The organism is Microbacterium arborescens (assembly GCF_030369635.1).
In the GTDB taxonomy this organism is placed as follows: domain Bacteria; phylum Actinomycetota; class Actinomycetes; order Actinomycetales; family Microbacteriaceae; genus Microbacterium.
Genome location: NZ_CP128474.1, coordinates 3,154,554 through 3,173,686, shown reverse-complemented (window position 1 = coordinate 3,173,686; position 19,133 = coordinate 3,154,554). Strand labels below are relative to the sequence as shown.

Here is a 19,133-nt window from a genome sequence, read left to right as displayed (position 1 = left end):
GGTCCACCGATGACCACCACCAGGAGATTCGCCGGCATCCTCGCCGCCGGAACGGCCATGGCACTCGCCCTCACGGCGTGCGCCGGCGGCGGCGGTTCGCCGCAGCAGACCGGCAGCGACGGCACGCCCCAGGCCGGCGGAACCGTCCACATGCTCCAGAACGCCGACTTCTCGTACCTCGACCCCGCCCGCGGGTGGGACGGCGGCGTGAACGCGTTCTACCGGCTGCTCTACCGCGGGCTCACCATGCAGGCGGCCGGCGACTCCGCCGACCCCAACGCGATCGTGCCCGACCTCGCGACGGGTCTCGGCGAGGTCTCCGATGACGGACTCACCTGGACCTACACGCTCAAAGACGACCTCTTCTTCGACAACGGCGACCCCATCACCTCCGCCGAGATGGAGTTCGGCATCTCCCGCGCGTGGGATCCGCAGATCGGCATCGGCTCGCCCTACCTCAAGTCCGTCATCGACGCGCCCGCCGACTACCAGGGCCCGTACGTCTCGGGCGACCTCCCCACGATCGAGACCCCCGACGAGAAGACGATCGTCTTCCACCTCAAGGCACCCTTCCCCGAGTTCGACAACGTCCTCGCCCAGCCCAACGCGGTCCCCTTCCCGATCGGATCCGGCGGCGGTGACGAGTTCATCAACGACGTCATCGCGTCGGGGCCGTACACGCTCGACGCCTACACCCCCGGCAGCACCATCAAGCTCGTGCGCAACGAGCACTGGGAGCCCGAGACCGACGACGTGCGCAAGGCCTACCCCGATCAGTGGCAGTTCGACATCGGCATCGACGGCGCGACGATCGATGAGCGCATGATCGCCGGTCAGGGCGCCGACCAGAACGCGATCGCGGGAAAGATCGCGGGGGCCACGCTGCCCCGGATCCAGACACCGCAGCTGCAGGAGCGTGCTATCACGGCCCCCGCCTACTGCACGACCTACATGTCGCTGAACACGTCGAAGCCGCCGTTCGACGACGTGCGCGTGCGTCAGGCCGTCAACTGGGCGCTCGACCGTGCCAGCATCCAGAACGCCTCCGGCGGCAACCAGCTGGCGGATGTCGCCACGACGATCATCCCGCCGGCCGTCAGCGGACACCTCGACTACGACCTCTACCCGTCCGACGGCAACACCGGCGATGTCGACGAGGCTCAGGCGCTGCTCGCGGATGCCGGACTCGGCGACGGGTTCGAGTTCACCCTCGACATCCGATCGAACCCCGTCGCCCAGGCGCAGGCCGAAGCCGTGCAGCAGGGTCTCGAGCGCATCGGGGCCGACGTGAAGCTCAACGTCATCGACACCTCGATCTACTACGAGACCATCGCCACCCCGTCGCAGCAGAACAACGCCGCGATCACCGGCTGGTGCCCCGACTGGGCCTCGAGCGCGAGCACCTTCATCCCGCCGCTGTTCGACGGTGCTGCCATCACCGAGAAGGGAAACCAGAACCTCGCCCAGCTCGACGACCCCGCCGTCAACGAGCGGATCGCCGAGATCCGCGCGATGACCGACGTCGACGCGGCCAACGAGGCATGGGGTGAGCTCGACAAGCAGATCATGGAACTCGCGCCGATCGCGCCGATGGTCTTCGAGAACGGCATCTTCCTGCCGGGGTCGAACATCGCCGGCTACATCCCCAACACCAACATGACCGACCTCACGATCGTCGGTCTGAAGGACCCCTCGAAGGGCTGACATGACCTTCAGCTCGGCCCCCCTCGAGGTCGAGGCCACGCCGGGCGGTGATTCCACTCTCGACGAGACAGTGGAATCCCGTCCGGCGTCCGGCCGGAAACTCCTCAGAGGCTTCCTCGCCGATGTGCCCGCGATGCTGTCGCTGGCCTACATCGTGCTCGTGCTGCTCATGGCGGTGTTCGCGCCGCTCATCGTGCAGATCAGCGGCTGGTCGCCGTACCAGTTCGACCAGAGCGCCATCGACCCGAACATGGGTGCGATCCCGATCGGTCCGCTCGGCGGCATCAGCGCCGAGCACTGGTTCGGCGTCGAGCCCGGCAACGGACGCGACATCTTCGCCCGCATCGTCTACGGCGCCCAGGTGTCGATGACCGTCGCCCTCTCGGCGACGCTGCTGACCACCGTGCTCGGTGTCGTGCTCGGGATGCTCGCGGGCTACCTCGGCGGCTGGATCGACACGGTCATCTCGCGGGTCATGGAGTTCCTCATGGCTTTCCCCGCCCTCATCTTCATGATCGCGATCCTGTCGGCGCTGCCGGCGGACAACCGCGTGCTGCTGCTGGTCGTCGTGATCTCGTTGTTCGGCTGGCCCTACCTCGCGCGCATCGTGCGGTCGCAGACGCTCTCGCTGAAGGAGCGGGAGTTCGTCGAGTCCGCCCGCGCATCGGGGGCCTCGAGCGTGCAGATCATCTTCCGCGAGATCCTGCCGAACCTCTCATCGACCATCATCGTGATGGCGACACTCGCCGTTCCCGGCTACGTCGGCACCGAGGCGGGACTGTCGTTCCTGGGTGTCGGCGTCGTGCCTCCCACCCCCAGCTGGGGCCAGATGATCGCTTCCGCGGCCCCCTGGTACGCGGTCGACCCGATGTACTTCCTCATCCCGGGCGCCTTCCTGTTCCTGCTCGTGCTCTCGTTCACGACCCTCGGCGACCGCATCCGCGCGCTCGTCGGCAGCGCGGAGGTGCGCGCGTGACCCGTTTCGTCCTCTCGCGCGCGACCGGCATGGTCGTCGTGCTGTTCCTCGTGACGCTGTTCACGTTCGTGATCTTCTTCGTGCTCTCGCCCGATCCTGCGGTGCAGATCTGCGGCAAGAACTGCACGCCCGAGCGCATCGACCAGATCCGCGCGAACCTCGGCCTCGATCAGCCCTTCCTCACGCAGTTCTTCACGTACCTGTCGGGTCTGTTCGCCGGCCGCGAGTACGAGATCGCGGGGGCGACCGTCGTGTGCGGCGCCCCGTGCCTCGGCTACTCCTTCCAGACGGGGCAGCTCGTCGGAGACATGATCGTGCAGCGCCTGCCGATCTCGGCGACGATCGCGATCGGTGCCGCGGTGCTCTGGCTCGTGGGCGGTGTCGTCGGCGGTGTCCTCAGCGCGGTGCGGGAGGGGCGGTTCACCGATCGGTTCATCGCCGGGCTGACGCTCGGGTCGATGTCGATCCCGAACTACGTGCTCGCCCTCGCGCTGCAGTTCGTCCTCGTCGTCTCGCTCGCGTGGCTGCCGTTCCCGCAGGCCGTGCCCTTCGCCGACGACCCGGTGCAGTGGTTCCTGAACTTCCTCATGCCGTGGATCGTCCTGGCGGTCGGGTACGCCGCCGTCTACACGCGCCTGACGCGGGCGAACGTCATCGACACCCTGCAGGAGAACTTCGTGCGCACGGCGCACGCGAAGGGCCTGCGGCCGAGCCTGGTGTGGCGTCGCCACGCGCTGCGCCCGGCGCTGACCCCGATCGTGACGATCTTCGGGATGGATGTCGCGGGGCTCCTGGGTGGCGCCGTGATCACCGAGACCGTGTTCGGCATCAACGGGGTGGGAAAGCTCACCGCCGACTCGATCTCGTCGAACGACCAGCCGGTCATCATGGCGGTGACGCTGCTGTCGGCCTTCTTCGTCATCGTCGGAAACCTCGTCGTCGACCTGCTCTACGCGGCGATCGACCCGCGCGTGCGGACGGCGGCGAAAGCATGAGCGGCGAAAGGATGCCGATGACGGACGACCTCCTGCGGGTCGACGACCTGACCGTGCAGTTCCGCACCGCCGGCGGCGCCGTCCGCGTCGTCGACGGCCTGAGCTTCTCGGTGCCGCGAGGCGGTGCCCTCGGCATCGTCGGCGAGTCGGGGTCGGGCAAGTCGATGACGAGCCTCGCGATCATGGGGCTGCTGCCCAAGGGTGGCACGGCCACCGGCACGGTCGACTTCGACGGCCGCGATCTGCTCACCCTTCCCGCACGGGAGATGCGTCAGGTCCGCGGCGATCGCATCGCGATGATCTTCCAGGACCCCCTGTCGTCGCTCAACCCGTACTACACCGTCGGCACCCAGATCGCCGAGGCGTATCGGTCGCACCGGTCGGGCGTCTCGCGGCGCGAGGCACGACGGGTCGCGATCGAGGCGATGGAACGGGTGCACATCCGGGATGCCGCGAAGCGCGTCGACCATTACCCGCACCAGTTCTCGGGCGGGATGCGGCAGCGCATCATGATCGCCATGGCGCTGAGCATGGAGCCCGAGCTCATCATCGCCGACGAGCCGACCACGGCCCTCGACGTCACGGTGCAGGCGCAGATCCTCGACCTGCTGGCCGAGATCCGCCGCGACACGGGTGCGGGCCTCATCCTCATCACGCACGATCTCGCGGTCGTGAGCGAAGTGACCGAGCAGATCGTCGTCATGCGAGCCGGTCGCATGATCGAGCGGGGCAGCGTCGAAGGGGTCTTCAGCGACCCCCAGGAGGAGTACACGCGGCGGCTGCTCGACGCGGTGCCCCGCATCGACGACGCGATCGGCGAGCTGCGCACGACCGACATCGCGATCGTGCCGGAGAGCGAGATCGAGGAGGAGAGGGCATGACCGACCAGACCGCGCCGCTGTGCCGCGCGACGGGCCTCGTGAAGGAGTTCGCGAGCCCGGGGGCGACGATGTTCTCGCGCAGCAGTCGCTTCCGCGCCGTGGACGGCGTCGACCTCGACATCCGCCGGGGAGAGACCCTCGCGCTCGTGGGCGAGTCGGGGTCGGGCAAGTCGACCGCCGCACGACTGATCGCGCGCCTCATGGACACGACGGCGGGGACGATCGAGTTCGAGGGACGGGATGTCACCCGGTTGCAGGGGCGCGACCTCCTCGCATTCCGCAGCGACGTGCAGGTGATCTTCCAGGACCCGTACTCGTCGCTCAATCCGAAGCACACCGTCGAGCGACTCGTGACGGCCCCCCTGCGGTATCAGAACCGGAAGATCCCCGGGGGAGCGCGCGCGTTCACCCGTTCGCTCATGGAGCGGGTCGGGCTCAACCCCGATCACTCCGACCGTTACCCGGCGCAGTTCTCGGGAGGTCAGGCGCAGCGCATCGGGATCGCCCGGGCGCTCGCCGTCGGCCCGAAGATGGTCATCTGCGACGAGGCCGTGTCGGCTCTGGACGTCTCGGTGCAGGCGCAGGTCATCAATCTGCTGACCGCCCTGCAACGCGACGAGGGCTTCGCCTACCTGTTCATCGCGCACGACCTCGCCGTCGTCCGGCAGATCGCCACGCGCATCGCCGTGATGAGCCGCGGCTCCATCGTGGAGACGGGCGAGCGCGACCGCGTCTTCGAGAGCCCTCAGCACGAGTACACCCGCACGCTGCTCGCGGCGGTGCCCCGCATCAACCCCGAGTGGGACCGCCGACGGCGGGCCGCCGAGAAGGCGCGCCGGAACCGCGCGGCAGCCGCGGCATCCGACACCCAGACGGAGGCGTCATGACGAACGAGTACCACCTGCCGGGCATCCGCGTCGCGGAGCGTCGCATCGAGGTCCCGCTCGACTGGAGCGCCGGCACGGCGGCCGCCGGGACGATCGAGCTGCTCGTGCGCGAACTGGTCGATCCCGACCGGGTGCGCGACGAGCTACCGCTGCTGACCTTCCTGCAGGGCGGCCCGGGCGGCTCGAACCCCCGGCCGCTGCGCCGCGACGGGTGGATCGACGAGGCGCTGCGCGACTATCGCGTGGTGCTCGTCGACCAGCGCGGCACCGGGGGCAGCACGCCTCTCGAGGCGGTCGATGTGGCGGGTCTCGACGCCGCCGCCGGCGCGGACCTCCTGGCCCTCCACCGGGCCGACTCCATCGTCCGCGATCTCGAGCACGTGCGCGAGACGCTGTACGGGGGTCGGCGATGGGCCACGCTCGGCCAGAGCTACGGCGGCTTCCTGACGCTCACCTACCTGTCGATGGCGCCCGAGGCGCTGACAGCCTGTTATGTCTGCGGCGGCATCCCCGGCACCCCACCGCGGGCCGCCGAGGTCTACGCCCGCACCTTCGACCGCGTCGCGGCGAAGACCGCGGAGATGTACCGGCGGTTCCCCGCCGACGTCGAGGCGATCGCGCGCATCGCCGACCGGCTCGCCGAGGGCGACGTCGCGCTTCCGGACGGCGACGTGCTGACCGTCCGCCGGTTCCAGTCTCTCGGGATCGACCTCGGGATGAAGCCCGGCCACGAGCGCCTGCACTGGCTCGTCGAGAAGGCGTTCGCCCGCCCGGGGCGGCTGTCGGAGGCGTTCCTGGCCGACGTGCAGTCGCTCAGCTCGTGCGCCGGCAACCCGCTGTTCTGGACTCTGCAGGAATCGATCTACGGCGATCCCGCCAGCGGACCGACGGCATGGGCGGCGCAGACCGAGCGCGACCGTCGTCCCGTCTTCGACGAGAGCCGCCGTCCCCTGATGTTCACGGGCGAGATGGCCTTCCCCTGGATGTTCGACGAGGTGCGCCTGCTGCGCGGCTTCCGCGACGCCGTCCACGCGCTCGCCGAACGCGCCGACTGGACGCCGCTCTACGACCTCGACCGGCTCGCCGCGAACGACGTCCCGCTGGCCGCCGCGGTGTACTTCGACGACATGTACGTCGACGCGGGGCTGCAGCTCGAGACGCTCGCGCGCGTCGGCAACGCGCAGTCGTGGGTGACGAACGAGTTCGAGCACGACGGCATCGGCTCGGGTCGCACCTTCACGCGACTGCGCGAGCTGGTCCGAGACCGCGGAGGAGAGAAGCGATGACCGCTCCAGACACCACCCGTCCGCCCTATGCCGGCACGCGATACCCGCGCCTGGCGCAGGTGCCGGCGTTCACCGAGTTCGTCTCGCGCGACTGGGCGGACGTCCCCACCCGGCCGCAGCTGCCCGCGGGCGCCGCAGCCGCGGCATCCGCTCATCGCGATCGCCTCAGCGCCGCGCTTCCCGGTCAGGTGGTCGTCGCGGCTGCCGGGCATGCTCCCGTCCGCAACGATGACGCGCACTACGACTTCCGCGCCGACAGCGGGTTCGTCTGGCTGACGGCGTGCCAGGTCGAGGGCGCCGTCATCGTCCTGTGGCCCGCGAGCGGAGGGCACGACGCCGTCCTGTACCTGCCCCCGCCGTTCCGCCCGGGCGACGCCGGCTTCTTCTCGGATGCCAACCACGGCGAGCTCTGGGTCGGCCCGTCGGCGGGTCTGCCGGAGTGGGCCGATGCGCTGGGAATGACCGTCGAGCCGCTCGCCGCGCTCGAACGGCGTCACCCCGAGCTGCGAGGCGCCGCCGCCGCACGCTCCGCGGCAGCGCTCGCCGCCGAGGTGGGCGCGGAGGTGTCACCCGAGGTGGAACGCGCGCTCGCGCGCCTGCGCATGGTGAAGGACGCCTGGGAGATCGGGCAGCTCCGCGAGGCCGTCGACGCCACGGTCGCCGGGTTCGGCGCGGTCGTGGCCGAGGTGCCGCGAGCCATCGCCGACGGCCTCGGCGAACGGTGGCTGCAGGGGACGTTCGACCGGCACGCGCGCACCTACGGCAACGGACCCGGCTATTCCACGATCGTCGGGTCGGGCGCCCACGCGCCGATCCTGCACTGGGTGCGGTGCGACGGCGACATCGTTCCGGATGCGGCGCTCCTGCTCGACATGGGAGTCGAGGCGCGTTCGCTCTACACCGCCGACGTCACCCGCACGGTTCCCGCCAGCGGCACGTTCTCACAGGCTCAGCGCGACGTGCACGACCTCGTCGAGAGGGCTCACCGCGCCGGCCTCGATCGCATCCGTCCGGGCGTCGAGTACCTCGACTTCCACTTCGCGGCGATGGAGGTCGTCGCCCAGGGGCTGCACGATTGGGGGCTGCTGCCGGTCTCGGTCGACGAGGCGCTGTCGCCCGAGGGGCAGCAGCATCGGCGATACCTCGCGTGCGGCATCGGCCACCACCTCGGGCTCGACGTGCACGACTGCAGCCAAGCGCACTACGAGGACTACATGGGCGCCGCGCTCGAGCCGGGCGTCGTCATGACCGTCGAACCGGGCCTCTACTTCCACGCCCACGACCTGACCCTCCCGCCCGAGCTGCGCGGCATCGGCGTGCGCCTCGAAGACGACGTGCTCGTCACCGACGCAGGGTCCGAGGTGCTGTCCGCGGCCCTGCCGATCTCGGCCGACGAGGTCGAGGCGTGGACGCGTGCACAGTGGACGGGCCAACGATGACGGAGACCGCACCCCGCGCGGTGCCGTTCCCGCCCGGTGCGGTGCGCCTCGGGCACGCGAGCGCGTTCGCCCCGGCACGCGACCGGATGCTGCACCTCGCCCGGGTCTACCCGATCGACCGGCTCCTCGCGGTCTTCCGCGCCGCCGCGGGGCTCGACACCCGCGGCGCCGAGCCGCCCGGTGCCTGGGAGGGCTTCGGGCATCCGGCCGAGGAGCCGTGGGGCGAGCACGACTACCCCGGGCGCGAGGCGGCGCAGACCGCGAACCTCCTGCGCGGGCATTACGCGGGTCATTTCCTGTCGATGCTCGCGCTGGCAGCCGCAGCGGAAGACGACGACGAGCTGCGCTCGCGGGTCGACGAGCTGGTGGGCGGCCTCGCGGAGGTGCAGCAGGCGCTCGCCGCGACCGGCCGCTACTCGCACCCCGGCCTCCTGTTCGCGTCGGGCGAGTGGCAGTTCGCCCGCCTCGAGCACTTCGCGCCCTACGGCGAGATCTGGGCGCCGTACTACACGTGTCACAAGATCATGGCGGGTCTGCTCGACGCGTACGAGCTGGCCGGGAGCGACCGCGCCCTCGAGGTCGTCACGGGCATGGGGCACTGGATCTCGGCGCGGCTCGAGAAGCTCGATCACGAGCATCGTCAGCGCATGTGGTCGCTCTACATCGCGGGTGAGTTCGGCGGCATGAACGAGACGCTCGCGCGCCTCAGCGCCCTCGTCGACGAGCCGCGCTTCCTCGCTGCGGCGCGAGCATTCGATCAGGGCGATCTGCTCGATGCGGGTTCGTCGGGGCGCGACATCCTCGACGGGATGCACGCCAATCAGCACCTGCCCCAGCTCGTCGGCTACGTGCGCGAATACGAACTGACGGGCGAGCGCCGCTACCTCGCCGCCGCGATCGGGGTGTTCGACCAGATCGTCCCGGGGCGCATGTACGCGCACGGCGGCACGGGCGAGAACGAGCTGTGGGGCCCGCCGCGCACCGTCGCCGGCGACATCGGCCGGCGCAACGCCGAGACCTGCGCGGCCTACAACCTCGTCAAGCTCGCCGAGGCGCTGTTCGCCCACACGCTCGAGCCGCGGTTCCTCGACTACGCCGAGCGCGCGCGGCAGAACCAGATCCTCGGCTCGCGGCGCGCGACCGAATCCGACGACAGCCCCGAGGTGACCTACATGTTCCCGGTGCACCCCGGAGCACTGCCCGAGTACGACAACGTGGGCACGTGCTGCGGCGGAACCGGGCTCGAGAACCACGTCAGCCATCAGGCCGGGATCTTCTTCCGCGGCACCGACGCCGAACCGGGCCTGTGGGTCGCCCGGTACACACCCGCTGAGCTCCGCTGGGACGACCAGGGGGTGCGGGTCGTCATCGACCAGGAGCACCCCTTCGCGCAACGCGTGACTCTGCGGGTGCAGACGGTGGCCGCCCGTCCCGTGCGGCTGGCGCTGCGTCTGCGCGTCCCGGCATGGGTCGCCGGCGTCGCCGGTGTCGCCGTCGACGGTCATCCTGTCGATCTCGACGCGGTGCCGGGCGGCTTCGTCACGGTCGACCGGACCTGGCGGGGCGACGAGCGCATCGAGCTGACGCTGCCGGCGGCGCTCCGTTCCGAGCCGACGATCGACGATCCGGGGCTGCGCAGCCTGAGGTACGGGCCGCACGTGCTCGTCGCTCGCGAAGCGTCGACGACGGCGATCGAGCGGCCGTGGGATGCGCGCCGGATGCCGCCGAACGCGATCCGCGCCGATGTCGACGACGTTCCCGGGGCGCTCGCCGCGGACGGCGCGGTGCTGATCGCGGGGCTTCGCCACGAACCGGTCTGGAACGGCTCGGACGAGCGGTACCACCTGTACACGCGTGCGGTCGATCGGACGATCGGTTTCGCGGGCGTCGAGACGGGGGTGCCGGCGCGGCGCCGACCCGACGGCACGACGCTGATCGACGACCTGTGGGCCGAGCCGGCGCCGCAGCACGACGCCGCGCTGCTCGACCGCCTCGTCTCGACGTGCCGCACCGGCATGACGGATTCCCTCGTGAGCGCGTCGGAGGCTCGCACCGTCGTCGCTGCCGCGCTCGAGGCCGGCCTCGATGCGGGCGTCGACGCCGAGGGCGGGTCGACGGGGCGGCCGGACGCCGCGCGTCGGGCGCGGGAGTTCCTCGCCGCGACCGCCGCGGCGCCGGATGCCGTCATGCCGCCGACCGTCGACATCGCGGTCTCGCCCGCGCCAGCGGCCTCGGGCTGGTTCACCACCCCACCGACCGTCGAGGCGCGGGTGTCGGATGCCGCCGGGCGAGATCCCGGCCACGAGCTGCGCCTCGAGCTGCGTGTGGGCGACGGGCCGTGGCGGGCTGTCGACGGCCCCGTCGTCATCGAGCGCGAGGGAGCGGTCCTCGTCGAGGCCCGCGCGATCGACGCGGACGGGCGGTCGAGCATCGTCCGGCGCGAGCTCGCCATCGACACTGCCGCGCCGCGCAGCGAGGCGCGGGTGAAAGAGCTCGGCGCCGCCGTCGAGATCACCTTGCTCGCCACCGACGACGTGTCGGGGGTCGACGGCATCCGGTGGTCAGGGGAGGGGACCTTCTGGGCGACGTTCCAGGAGGCCTTCGTCCGTGCCCTCACCGATCGCGAGCAGGTGATCGAGTTCGCCGCGACCGACCGCGCCGGCAATGAGGAGACCCGTCACCGACTCACTCTTCCGCCCGCCCCGAAAATGGATACCATTGCAATTGCACTGACATCGGCGCCTGACATCGCCAGATCGGAGAACGACTCATGACCGACCGCAAGCCCTGGCACGGCGTCAACCTCGCGACCACCCTGCCCTTCCACGACGACCTGTCCGTCGACTACGACGCCTATGCCGAGCTCGTGCGCTTCACGACGCAGAACGGCGTGACGGGCATCATCCCCAACGGCTCCCTCGGCGAGTACCAGACCCTCACCGAGGACGAGCGCAAGCGCGTCTTCCTCACCGCGATCGAGGCGGCTCCCGATGCCGCCGTCATTCCGGGTGTCGGGGCCTACGGTGCTCTCGAGAGCGTCCGGTTCGCCGAGCACGCCGCCGAGAACGGCGCACCCGCCGTCATGCTGCTGCCCCCCAACGCCTACCGTGCGAGCGACGACGAGGTCGTCGACCACTACCGTCGGGTCGCAGCCGTGGGCCTGCCGATCCTCGCGTACAACAACCCGATCGACACGAAGGTCGACCTGCGTCCCGACCTGCTCGCCCGCCTGTTCGACGAGGGGCTCATCGTCTCGGTCAAGGAGTTCTCGGGCGACGTCCGCCACGCCTACGAGATCCGCGAGCTCGCTCCGGGCCTCGACATCTCGATCGGCTCGGACGACGTCGTGTTCGAGCTCGGACTCAACGGCGCGGTGGGCTGGGTGGCCGGCTACCCCAATGCGATCCCCGCCGCGACGGTCGAGCTCTACACGCTCTCGACCTCCGACGACCCGCAGGACTGGGTGCGGGCGCGCGAGATCTACCGCGACCTGCACCCGCTGCTGCGCTGGGACTCGAAGACCTGGTTCGTGCAGGCGATCAAGCTGTCGCAGCAGGTCGCCGGTGTGCTGACCAGCACGACGACGCGTCCGCCGCGACTCGCGCTGCCCGACGAGGTCGCCGCGCGTATCATCGCCGACACCGAGGCCGTGCTGAGCAAGGGCTACCGCTGACCCGCTGAAACCCCGTCCCGCTGACAGCACCGCCGCCGACGATCGAAAGGCTTCCGCATGCGCACGAAGCGCGTCTTCCACGCCGTGGACTCCCACACCGAGGGGATGCCGACACGTGTCATCGTCGGCGGCGTCGGCACCCTGCCCGGCGCCACGATGGAGGAGCGGCGGCAGCGGTTCATGGCCGAGAACGACGGTCTGCGACGCCTGCTGATGAACGAGCCGCGGGGGCACAGCGCGATGAGCGGCGCGATCCTGCAGCCGCCCACCCGGCCGGACGCCGACGTCGGCGTGCTCTACATCGAGGTGTCGGGGTGCCTGCCGATGTGCGGCCACGGCACGATCGGGGTCGCCACGGTGCTGGTCGAGACGGGCATGGTTCCCGTCGTCGAGCCCGTTACGACGATCCGGCTCGACACCCCCGCGGGACTCGTCGTCGCCGACGTCGATGTGGTGGACGGCCACGCCGAGCGCGTCACCATCCGCAATGTGCCCTCGTTCGTCGTGGGCCTCGGGCGCACGGTCGACGTCCCGGGCTTCGGGCCGGTGACCTACGACCTCGCTTTCGGAGGGAACTTCTACGCGATCGTCCGGCTCGACGACCTCGGCCTGCCCTTCGACCGTGCCCGCAAAGACGACCTGCTGCGAGCCGGACTGGCGATCATGGCGGCCGTCGACGAGGCCGACGACCCCGTGCATCCCATCGACACCACCATCCGCGGCTGCCATCACGTCTACCTCGAGGCGCCCGGCTCGACCGCGCGGCACTCGCGGCACGCGATGGCGATCCACCCGGGATGGTTCGACCGGTCGCCCTGCGGCACCGGCACGAGCGCGCGCATGGCGCAGCTCCACGCGCGCGGCGAGCTCGCGCTGCACACCGACTTCGTCAACGAGTCGTACATCGGCACGTCGTTCACGGGTCGACTCGTCGAGCAGACCGAGGTCGCCGGCATCCCGGCGGTCATCCCGACGATCACCGGCCGGGCGTGGGTCACCGGCACGGCCCAGTACATGCTCGACCCGAGCGATCCGTTCCCCGAGGGGTTCGTCCTGTGACCGCGCTGCCGGCCGGGGTGCCCGTCGTCTCGGCGGCCGACATCGAGCGCGCGATGACCCCGGCGGCGGCGGTCGATGCCGTCGCCGCAGCCCTGCGATCGGGGCTCGACGTCGAGGCCGATCACGAGCGCATGTTCGCGCCGCTGACGGCGGGCGACTTCCTGCTCATGCCGTCGGAGTCACCGGATGCCGCCGGCATCAAGGTCGCCACGATCGCCCCGGCCAACACGCTGCTCGGGCTGCCGAAGATCAGCGCCTGGTATCTGCTGTTCGACCGCGAGACCCTCCAGCCCACGGCGATCGTCGACGGCACGCGCCTGACGACCCTGCGGACGCCCGCCGTCACCGCTGTCGCCGTCCGCGGTCTGCTCGCCGCCGACCCGCGCGGCGCCCGGCCGCGGATCGACCGTCTCGCGGTGCTCGGGTCGGGTCCGCAGGCGATCGAGCACGTCGCGACGCTCGCCGCGGTCCTGCCCGTCGGCGACGTGGCGATCATCGGACGCACCCCCGAGCGGGTCGAGGACGCCGTGGCGATCCTCCGGGGCCGAGGCATCGACGCGCGGGCCGGGGTGCTCGCGGATGCGTGCGACGCGGACGTCGTCGTCACCGCGACGTCGTCGAGCACGCCCGTCCTCGACCTGGACGACGTCGCCCCGGGTGTCGTCGTCGCCGCCGTCGGCGCACACGGACTCGACCACCGAGAGGTCGGAGCCGACCTCATGCGTGCCGCCGACGTCGTCGTCGAGGCCCGCGCCTCCGCCGCGCGCGAGAGCGGCAACCTCGCGGGCGCAGCAGCCGGCGGTGCATCCCTCGCCGAGCCCGCCAACCTCGTCGAGCTCGTCGCGGGCCGCGTGTCGCGGCGGCCCGGAGCACCCGCCGTGTACACGGGCGTCGGCATGGCCTGGGAAGACCTCGCCGTCGTGCAGGGGATCATGGAGGTCATGCGGCGGGGGTCCGCATCGGAGGAGACGACATGAGCACGCCCGAGTTCCGCAACGTGGTACGGCTGGACAAGCAGCCCAGCATCCGCTCGACCGTCACCCGCGCGCTCCGCGCCGCGGTCATCAGCGGCGAGCTGCAGCCCGGGCGCGTGTACTCCGCGCCCAGCCTCGGTGAGCAGTTCGGCGTCTCGGCCACGCCCATCCGCGAGGCGATGCTCGATCTCGCCCGCGAAGGGCTCGTCATCACGATCCCCAACCGCGGCTTCCAGATCACCGAGGTCTCCGAACGCGACCTGCGCGAGGTCACCGAACTGCGCCTCATGCTCGAGCCGCCCGCCGTCGAGCGCGCGACCCCGCTCATCCCGGCCTCGGCGCTGCCGGAGCTGCGCCGCAAGGCCGCCGACATCGTCGCCGGCGCGCAGTCGGGCGACCTCGTCGAGTACCTCGCCGCCGACAGCGACTTCCACCTGGCGCTGCTGCAGTACGCGGGCAACGGCCGCCTCGTCGATCTCGTGGCGGGACTCCGCTCGCAGACGCGCCTGTTCGGCCTGGCGAACCTGCACGAGCAGGGACGTCTCGTCGCCTCCGCCCACGAGCACGATCTCATGCTCGACGCGATCGAGGCGGGCGACGCGGAGGGCGCGCGCGACCTCGTCCACCGCCACATCGAGCACGTCCTGACAGACTGGTCGGGCGAGGCCCCGACTCGCGCGGATGTCGCGGGGGGCGGTGTCGGCACGTGACGCATCGCGTCGGGAACCCCGACGTCCTGGTCATCGGCGCGGGCATCGTCGGCGCGGCCGTCGCACGCGCGGCGGCTGAAGCCGGGTTCTCGGTCACGGTCGTCGAGCGGGGCACGATCGCCGCCGGCACGACGAGCCGATGCGAGGGAAACCTCCTGGTCTCCGACAAGGAGGTCGGCCCCGAGCTCGAACTCGCACTCCACTCGCAGCGCATCTGGCGCGGCGAGCTCGCCGAACACGCATCGCGGTGGGAGTTCGAGGCCAAGGGCGGACTCGTCGTCGCGGCGAGCGAGGGAGGGAAGACGGCCCTCGACGCGCTCGCCAATCACCAGCGCTCACTCGGCATCCGAGCCGACGACGTCCCCGACATCGCGGCACTGCACGGTATCGAGCCCTACCTGAACCCCGCTATGGCGGGCGGGGTCTACTACCCGGACGACGCGCAGGTGCAACCCGTGCTCGCCGCGCATCATCTGCTGCGGCTTGCCCGCGACCGCGGAGCCCGGCTGCTGACGGGCGTGACGGTCACCGGCATCCGCGTCCGCGCCGGGCGCGCGATCGGCATCGACTCGAGCGCCGGCGTCATCGATGCGGGCGTCGTCGTCAACTGCGCCGGTCCCTGGGCGGGCGAGATCGCCGCGCTCGCGGGCCTCGAGCTGCCCGTCCTGCCGCGGCGGGGCTTCGTGCTGGTGACCGAGCCGGTCCCGGTGACGGTGCGGCACAAGGTGTACGCCGCCGAGTACGTGCAGAACGTCGCGTCGTCGGATGCGGGGCTCCAGGTCTCGTCCGTCGTGGAGGGCACCCCGAGCGGCACGATCCTCATGGGCGCGAGCCGCGAACGCGTCGGCTTCGACTCGTCGTTCTCGGCCGAGGCGGTCGGGCGAGTCGCGCGCGCAGGCGCCGAGCTGTTCCCGGTGCTCGCCGACGTGCAGATCCTGCGGACGTACTCGGGCTTCCGGCCGTACTGCCCCGACCACCTGCCGGTCATCGGTCCCGACGCGCGCCTCCCGGGGCTCTGGCATGCCGCCGGCCACGAGGGCGCGGGCATCGGGCTCTCGGTGGGCACCGCGGCCCTCATCGTGCAGGCGCTCTGCGGGGAACCGACGGACCTTCCGCTCGACGCCTTCCGGCCCGAGCGCTTCGCGGAGCGGGTTGCGGCATGAGCGCGGAGATGACGAGCGCGAACGCCTTCGACTTCGACGGCGTCTCGGTACCGTTCCGCCCTGGTCAGACGGTGGGCGGCGCGCTGGCGGCATCCGGTGTCGTGTCGTGGCGGGCCACACGGGGAAGCGGCGAGCCTCGGGGGCTCTTCTGCGGCATCGGCGTCTGCTACGACTGCCTGCTGAACGTCGACGGGCAGCGCTCGCAGCGTGCCTGCGTCACGCCCGCACGGCCGGGGCAGGAGGTCCGCAGCGACGACCCCGGCGCGCCCCTGCCGCTGCCCGCGCCGGACGGGGCGGAGTCGTGAGCGTCGAGAACCGCGCTGTCGACGTCGACCTCGCCGTCGTCGGGGCCGGCCCGGCGGGGCTGTCGGCCGCCGTCGCCGCCGCCGAGACCGGACTGCGGGTCGTGCTCGTCGACGCGGGCATGCAGACGGGCGGGCAGTACTGGCGCCACCCCGACGAACGGCACCTCGACGCGTTCACCGAACCCGAGCACACCGGTCACCATCATTGGGAGCACTACCGGGGACTGCGCGACCGGCTTCACCGTCAGCTCCGCTCCGGAGGCATCGTCCACCGGGCCGGGCGACAGGTGTGGCGGATCGACCGCGAGGCGGGTTCCGGGTTCTCGCTGCGGACGACGGCCGTCGCCGGCGCGGATGCGGTGGCGGCGGCCGACCGCACGGTCCGCGCCGAGCGGGTGGTCCTCGCACCCGGCGCCTACGACCGTCAGCTGCCGGTGCCCGGGTGGACGCTGCCCGGCGTCATGGCCGCGGGCGGCGTGCAGGCGATGCTCAAGGCCAATCAGGTGGCGGCCGGGCGCCGCGCCGTCGTCGCGGGCACGGGGCCGTTCCTGCTCTCCGTCGCCGCGGGACTCGCGCGGGCGGGAGTCGAGGTCGTCGCCGTCTGCGAGGCCAATGCGCTCTCGCGCTGGGCCGCCACGCCGCTCCGAGCGCTGCAGGAACCGGGCAAGCTCGTCGAGGGCGTCGGCTACGCGACGACCTTCGTGCGCGAACGCATCCCGCTCCGCACGCGCACCGTCGTCACGGAGGTCACGGGGGAGGGGCGCGTGACCGGTGCGACGATCGCGCGCGTGGATGCCGCCGGGCGGGTGCGACCGGGCACGCAGCGCACCCTCGACGTCGACCTCGTCGCCTTCGGCTGGGGCTTCACCCCGCAGATCGAGCTCGTCGTCGGCGCCGGGGCCGAGACCCGCATCGACGTGGACGGATCGCTCGTCGCGGTCGTCGACGTCGACCAGCGCACGAGCGTGCCCGGCTTGTACGTCGCCGGCGAGGCGACCGGCATCGGCGGCGCCGTGCAGTCGTGCGCCGAGGGCGAGCTGGCCGGGCTCGCGGCCGCCGTCGACGCCGGGCTCGCGGTGCCGACCGCGACGGCGCGACGCCTGCGCCGCCGGATCGCGCGCGGTCGGAGCTTCGCCGTCGGGATGCACCGGGCGAGCCCCGTGCCCGAGGAGTGGGCGACCTGGCTGCGCGACGACACCCTCGTCTGCCGGTGCGAGGAGGTGCCGCTGTCGGCCGTGCGGGCCACGGTGACCGACCTCGCCGCCGACGACGCGCGGGATGTGCGCGTGACCGCACGTCCGGGCATGGGCATGTGCCAGGGGCGGGTGTGCGGCTTCGCGCTCTCGTGCCTCGTCGAGCAGGAGACCGGCCGGCCCCGGCGGCCCGGCGACGTCGAGCCCCTCGTCCGCCGGCCCATCGGCACGCCCATCCGCGTCGCAGACCTCGCCGCGCTCGCAGACCTCCCCGACCCCGCAGACCTGTCTCCCCGGAAGGAAAGCTCATGACCACCGCAGCATCCCCCGCCACCGCGACGCCCGTCGCCGATACCCCGATCGCCGAGGTCGACGCGTTCGTCGGGCTCGCCGCCGACGCGTCATCGGCCTGGCGTGCGGCCTCGATCGCCGTCCGGGGCGAGGCGCTGCGGGCGGTCGCCGAGGGGCTCGACGCGCGCGCCGACGACCTGGTGCTGCTCGCCGGTCGCGAGACGCACCTCGCCGAGGCGCGGCTGCGGGGCGAGCTGAAGCGCACGACGTTCCAGCTGCGCCTGTTCGCCGAGGTGCTGGCCGAGGGTTCCTGGCTCGATGCGCGCATCGATCACGCGGTCGCCGACTATCCGATGGGGGCGCCGCGCCCTGACATCCGTCGCCAGCTCGAGGGCATCGGCACGGTTCTCGTCTTCGCCGCGAGCAACTTCCCGTTCGCGTTCTCGGTCGCCGGCGGCGACACCGCGAGCGCGCTCGCTGCGGGGAACGCCGTCGTGCTGAAGGCCCACCCGGGCCATCCGCACCTGTCGCAGCTGACGGGCGAGATCGTCACCGCGGCCCTCGCGGCGGCGGGAGCGCCCGCGGGCGTCTTCACGGTCATCCACGGGACGGATGCCGGGGTGCATGCCCTGCGGCATCCCGACGTCCGCGCCGCCGCGTTCACCGGGTCGATCGCCGGCGGGCGTGCGCTGTTCGACATCGCGATGGCGCGGCCCGAGCCGATCCCGTTCTACGGCGAGCTCGGCAGCGTGAACCCCGCGTTCGTCTCGCGCGGAGCCGCCGAGTCGCGGGCGGCGGAGATCGCCGAGCAGTTCGTCGCCTCCGTCGTCGGCAGCGCGGGGCAGCTGTGCACGAAGCCCGGGCTGCTGCTCGTGCCCGCGGGTTCAGGGGTGATCGACGCGCTCGCCTCGGTCGTGCTGCCCGAGCCCGCGCCGCTGCTGAACGACTCGATCGCCGCGGGTTTCCGCCGGGCACTGGATGCCGCCGCGGGGCACGACGGGGTCGAGGTGCTCACCCGAACGCCCGCATCGGGCGACGACGCCGACCTCGCTCCGGCGCCGGCGCTGCTGCGGACGACCGCGGCGGCCGTCATCGCCGACCCCGATGCCCTGGTGTCGGAGATGTTCGGCCCGGCGGCGCTCGTCGCCGAGTACGACGACGACGCCCAGCTCGTGGCCGTCGCGAAGCTGCTCGAGGGGCAGCTGACGGCGACGATCGTCGCCGAAGAGGGCGATGCGGTGGCCCGCGAGCTGCTTCCGGTGCTCGCGACGAAGGCCGGCCGGGTGCTGTGGAACCAGTGGCCGACCGGTGTCTCGGTGACGTGGGCGCAGCAGCACGGAGGCCCGTACCCCGCGACGACCGCGGTCGGGACGACGTCGGTCGGGACCGCCGCGATCACCCGGTTCCTGCGGCCGGTGGCGTACCAGAACGTGCCCGATGCGCTGCTGCCCGCCGCGCTTCAGGAGGCCAACCCGCTCGACATCCCCCGCCGCGTCGACGGCGTCCTCCACCCCTGACCCCGGTCCCTGCTCAGCTCATACGTCGAGTCGCCAGAAGATGTGGATGCCGGTGCCCCTGGACCCACGCCTTCTGGCGA

Annotated in this window: 16 protein-coding genes; all 16 read left to right on the top strand. The window is 71.8% G+C overall.

Annotated elements, in window-relative coordinates:
• Nucleotides 1–9: 9 nt before the first annotated feature.
• Genes QUC20_RS15005 through QUC20_RS14930 form a run of 16 tightly spaced genes read left to right on the top strand, consistent with a single transcriptional unit; the run spans nt 10 to nt 19,053 of the window.
• Nucleotides 10–1,704 (top strand): ABC transporter substrate-binding protein, encoded by a 1,695-nt coding sequence (locus QUC20_RS15005; RefSeq protein WP_289330400.1) that lies wholly within the window; start codon nt 10–12, stop codon nt 1,702–1,704.
• A 1-nt stretch (nt 1,705) separates the two neighbouring features.
• On the top strand, nt 1,706–2,680 hold the full coding sequence (locus tag QUC20_RS15000) for an ABC transporter permease (RefSeq protein WP_120264075.1): 975 nt from the start codon (nt 1,706–1,708) through the stop codon (nt 2,678–2,680).
• Nucleotides 2,677–3,675 (top strand): ABC transporter permease, encoded by a 999-nt coding sequence (locus QUC20_RS14995; RefSeq protein ID WP_289330399.1) that lies wholly within the window; start codon nt 2,677–2,679, stop codon nt 3,673–3,675. Before QUC20_RS15000 ends, QUC20_RS14995 begins: the two co-directional genes overlap by 4 nt.
• Before the next feature lie 17 nt (nt 3,676–3,692).
• Nucleotides 3,693–4,556, top strand: a complete 864-nt coding sequence (locus tag QUC20_RS14990) for an ABC transporter ATP-binding protein (protein ID WP_120264077.1) — start codon at nt 3,693–3,695, stop codon at nt 4,554–4,556.
• Nucleotides 4,553–5,443, top strand: coding sequence for an ATP-binding cassette domain-containing protein (locus QUC20_RS14985; protein WP_120264078.1), 891 nt, complete (start codon nt 4,553–4,555; stop codon nt 5,441–5,443). The genes QUC20_RS14990 and QUC20_RS14985 overlap by 4 nt, the downstream gene beginning before the upstream one ends.
• The gene (locus QUC20_RS14980) at nt 5,440–6,729 is read left to right on the top strand and encodes an alpha/beta fold hydrolase (RefSeq protein ID WP_289330398.1); all 1,290 of its coding nucleotides are present in this window, start codon (nt 5,440–5,442) and stop codon (nt 6,727–6,729) included. The genes QUC20_RS14985 and QUC20_RS14980 overlap by 4 nt, the downstream gene beginning before the upstream one ends.
• Nucleotides 6,726–8,168 carry an aminopeptidase P family protein gene (locus QUC20_RS14975; protein WP_289330397.1) on the top strand — a complete coding sequence of 481 codons (1,443 nt, stop codon included), beginning with the start codon at nt 6,726–6,728 and terminating at the stop codon, nt 8,166–8,168. Before QUC20_RS14980 ends, QUC20_RS14975 begins: the two co-directional genes overlap by 4 nt.
• Nucleotides 8,165–10,942: a beta-L-arabinofuranosidase domain-containing protein gene (locus QUC20_RS14970; protein WP_289330396.1), complete on the top strand. Its 2,778-nt coding sequence runs from the start codon at nt 8,165–8,167 to the stop codon at nt 10,940–10,942. Before QUC20_RS14975 ends, QUC20_RS14970 begins: the two co-directional genes overlap by 4 nt.
• Entirely contained in the window at nt 10,939–11,841 is a 903-nt protein-coding gene (locus tag QUC20_RS14965) for a dihydrodipicolinate synthase family protein (RefSeq protein ID WP_289330395.1), read from the top strand. The genes QUC20_RS14970 and QUC20_RS14965 overlap by 4 nt, the downstream gene beginning before the upstream one ends.
• Nucleotides 11,842–11,898: 57 nt before the next feature.
• Nucleotides 11,899–12,900, top strand: coding sequence for a proline racemase family protein (locus QUC20_RS14960; protein ID WP_120264082.1), 1,002 nt, complete (start codon nt 11,899–11,901; stop codon nt 12,898–12,900).
• Nucleotides 12,897–13,877: an ornithine cyclodeaminase family protein gene (locus QUC20_RS14955; protein ID WP_289330394.1), complete on the top strand. Its 981-nt coding sequence runs from the start codon at nt 12,897–12,899 to the stop codon at nt 13,875–13,877. The genes QUC20_RS14960 and QUC20_RS14955 overlap by 4 nt, the downstream gene beginning before the upstream one ends.
• Complete coding sequence (locus tag QUC20_RS14950; RefSeq protein WP_289330393.1) at nt 13,874–14,584, top strand: GntR family transcriptional regulator; 711 nt, start codon at nt 13,874–13,876, stop codon at nt 14,582–14,584. Before QUC20_RS14955 ends, QUC20_RS14950 begins: the two co-directional genes overlap by 4 nt.
• Nucleotides 14,581–15,747 (top strand): NAD(P)/FAD-dependent oxidoreductase, encoded by a 1,167-nt coding sequence (locus tag QUC20_RS14945; protein ID WP_289330392.1) that lies wholly within the window; start codon nt 14,581–14,583, stop codon nt 15,745–15,747. Before QUC20_RS14950 ends, QUC20_RS14945 begins: the two co-directional genes overlap by 4 nt.
• Nucleotides 15,744–16,052, top strand: coding sequence for a (2Fe-2S)-binding protein (locus QUC20_RS14940; RefSeq protein WP_289330391.1), 309 nt, complete (start codon nt 15,744–15,746; stop codon nt 16,050–16,052). Before QUC20_RS14945 ends, QUC20_RS14940 begins: the two co-directional genes overlap by 4 nt.
• Complete coding sequence (locus QUC20_RS14935) at nt 16,049–17,557, top strand: FAD-dependent oxidoreductase (protein WP_289330390.1); 1,509 nt, start codon at nt 16,049–16,051, stop codon at nt 17,555–17,557. The genes QUC20_RS14940 and QUC20_RS14935 overlap by 4 nt, the downstream gene beginning before the upstream one ends.
• Nucleotides 17,554–19,053, top strand: coding sequence for an aldehyde dehydrogenase (NADP(+)) (locus QUC20_RS14930; protein ID WP_289330389.1), 1,500 nt, complete (start codon nt 17,554–17,556; stop codon nt 19,051–19,053). The genes QUC20_RS14935 and QUC20_RS14930 overlap by 4 nt, the downstream gene beginning before the upstream one ends.
• Nucleotides 19,054–19,133: the final 80 nt, after the last annotated feature.

Bases quoted from the DNA above. Each gene is read 5' to 3' on its own strand.
- QUC20_RS14965 (WP_289330395.1), top strand. From the start codon at position 10,939: ATGACCGACCGCAAGCCCTGGCACGGCGTCAACCTCGCGACCACCCTG.
- QUC20_RS14960 (WP_120264082.1), top strand. From the start codon at position 11,899: ATGCGCACGAAGCGCGTCTTCCACGCCGTGGACTCCCACACCGAGGGG.
- QUC20_RS15005 (WP_289330400.1), top strand. From the start codon at position 10: ATGACCACCACCAGGAGATTCGCCGGCATCCTCGCCGCCGGAACGGCC.
- QUC20_RS14970 (WP_289330396.1), top strand. From the start codon at position 8,165: ATGACGGAGACCGCACCCCGCGCGGTGCCGTTCCCGCCCGGTGCGGTG.
- QUC20_RS14950 (WP_289330393.1), top strand. From the start codon at position 13,874: ATGAGCACGCCCGAGTTCCGCAACGTGGTACGGCTGGACAAGCAGCCC.
- QUC20_RS14975 (WP_289330397.1), top strand. From the start codon at position 6,726: ATGACCGCTCCAGACACCACCCGTCCGCCCTATGCCGGCACGCGATAC.
- QUC20_RS14990 (WP_120264077.1), top strand. From the start codon at position 3,693: ATGACGGACGACCTCCTGCGGGTCGACGACCTGACCGTGCAGTTCCGC.
- QUC20_RS14980 (WP_289330398.1), top strand. From the start codon at position 5,440: ATGACGAACGAGTACCACCTGCCGGGCATCCGCGTCGCGGAGCGTCGC.
- QUC20_RS14985 (WP_120264078.1), top strand. From the start codon at position 4,553: ATGACCGACCAGACCGCGCCGCTGTGCCGCGCGACGGGCCTCGTGAAG.
- QUC20_RS14940 (WP_289330391.1), top strand. From the start codon at position 15,744: ATGAGCGCGGAGATGACGAGCGCGAACGCCTTCGACTTCGACGGCGTC.
- QUC20_RS15000 (WP_120264075.1), top strand. From the start codon at position 1,706: ATGACCTTCAGCTCGGCCCCCCTCGAGGTCGAGGCCACGCCGGGCGGT.
- QUC20_RS14930 (WP_289330389.1), top strand. From the start codon at position 17,554: ATGACCACCGCAGCATCCCCCGCCACCGCGACGCCCGTCGCCGATACC.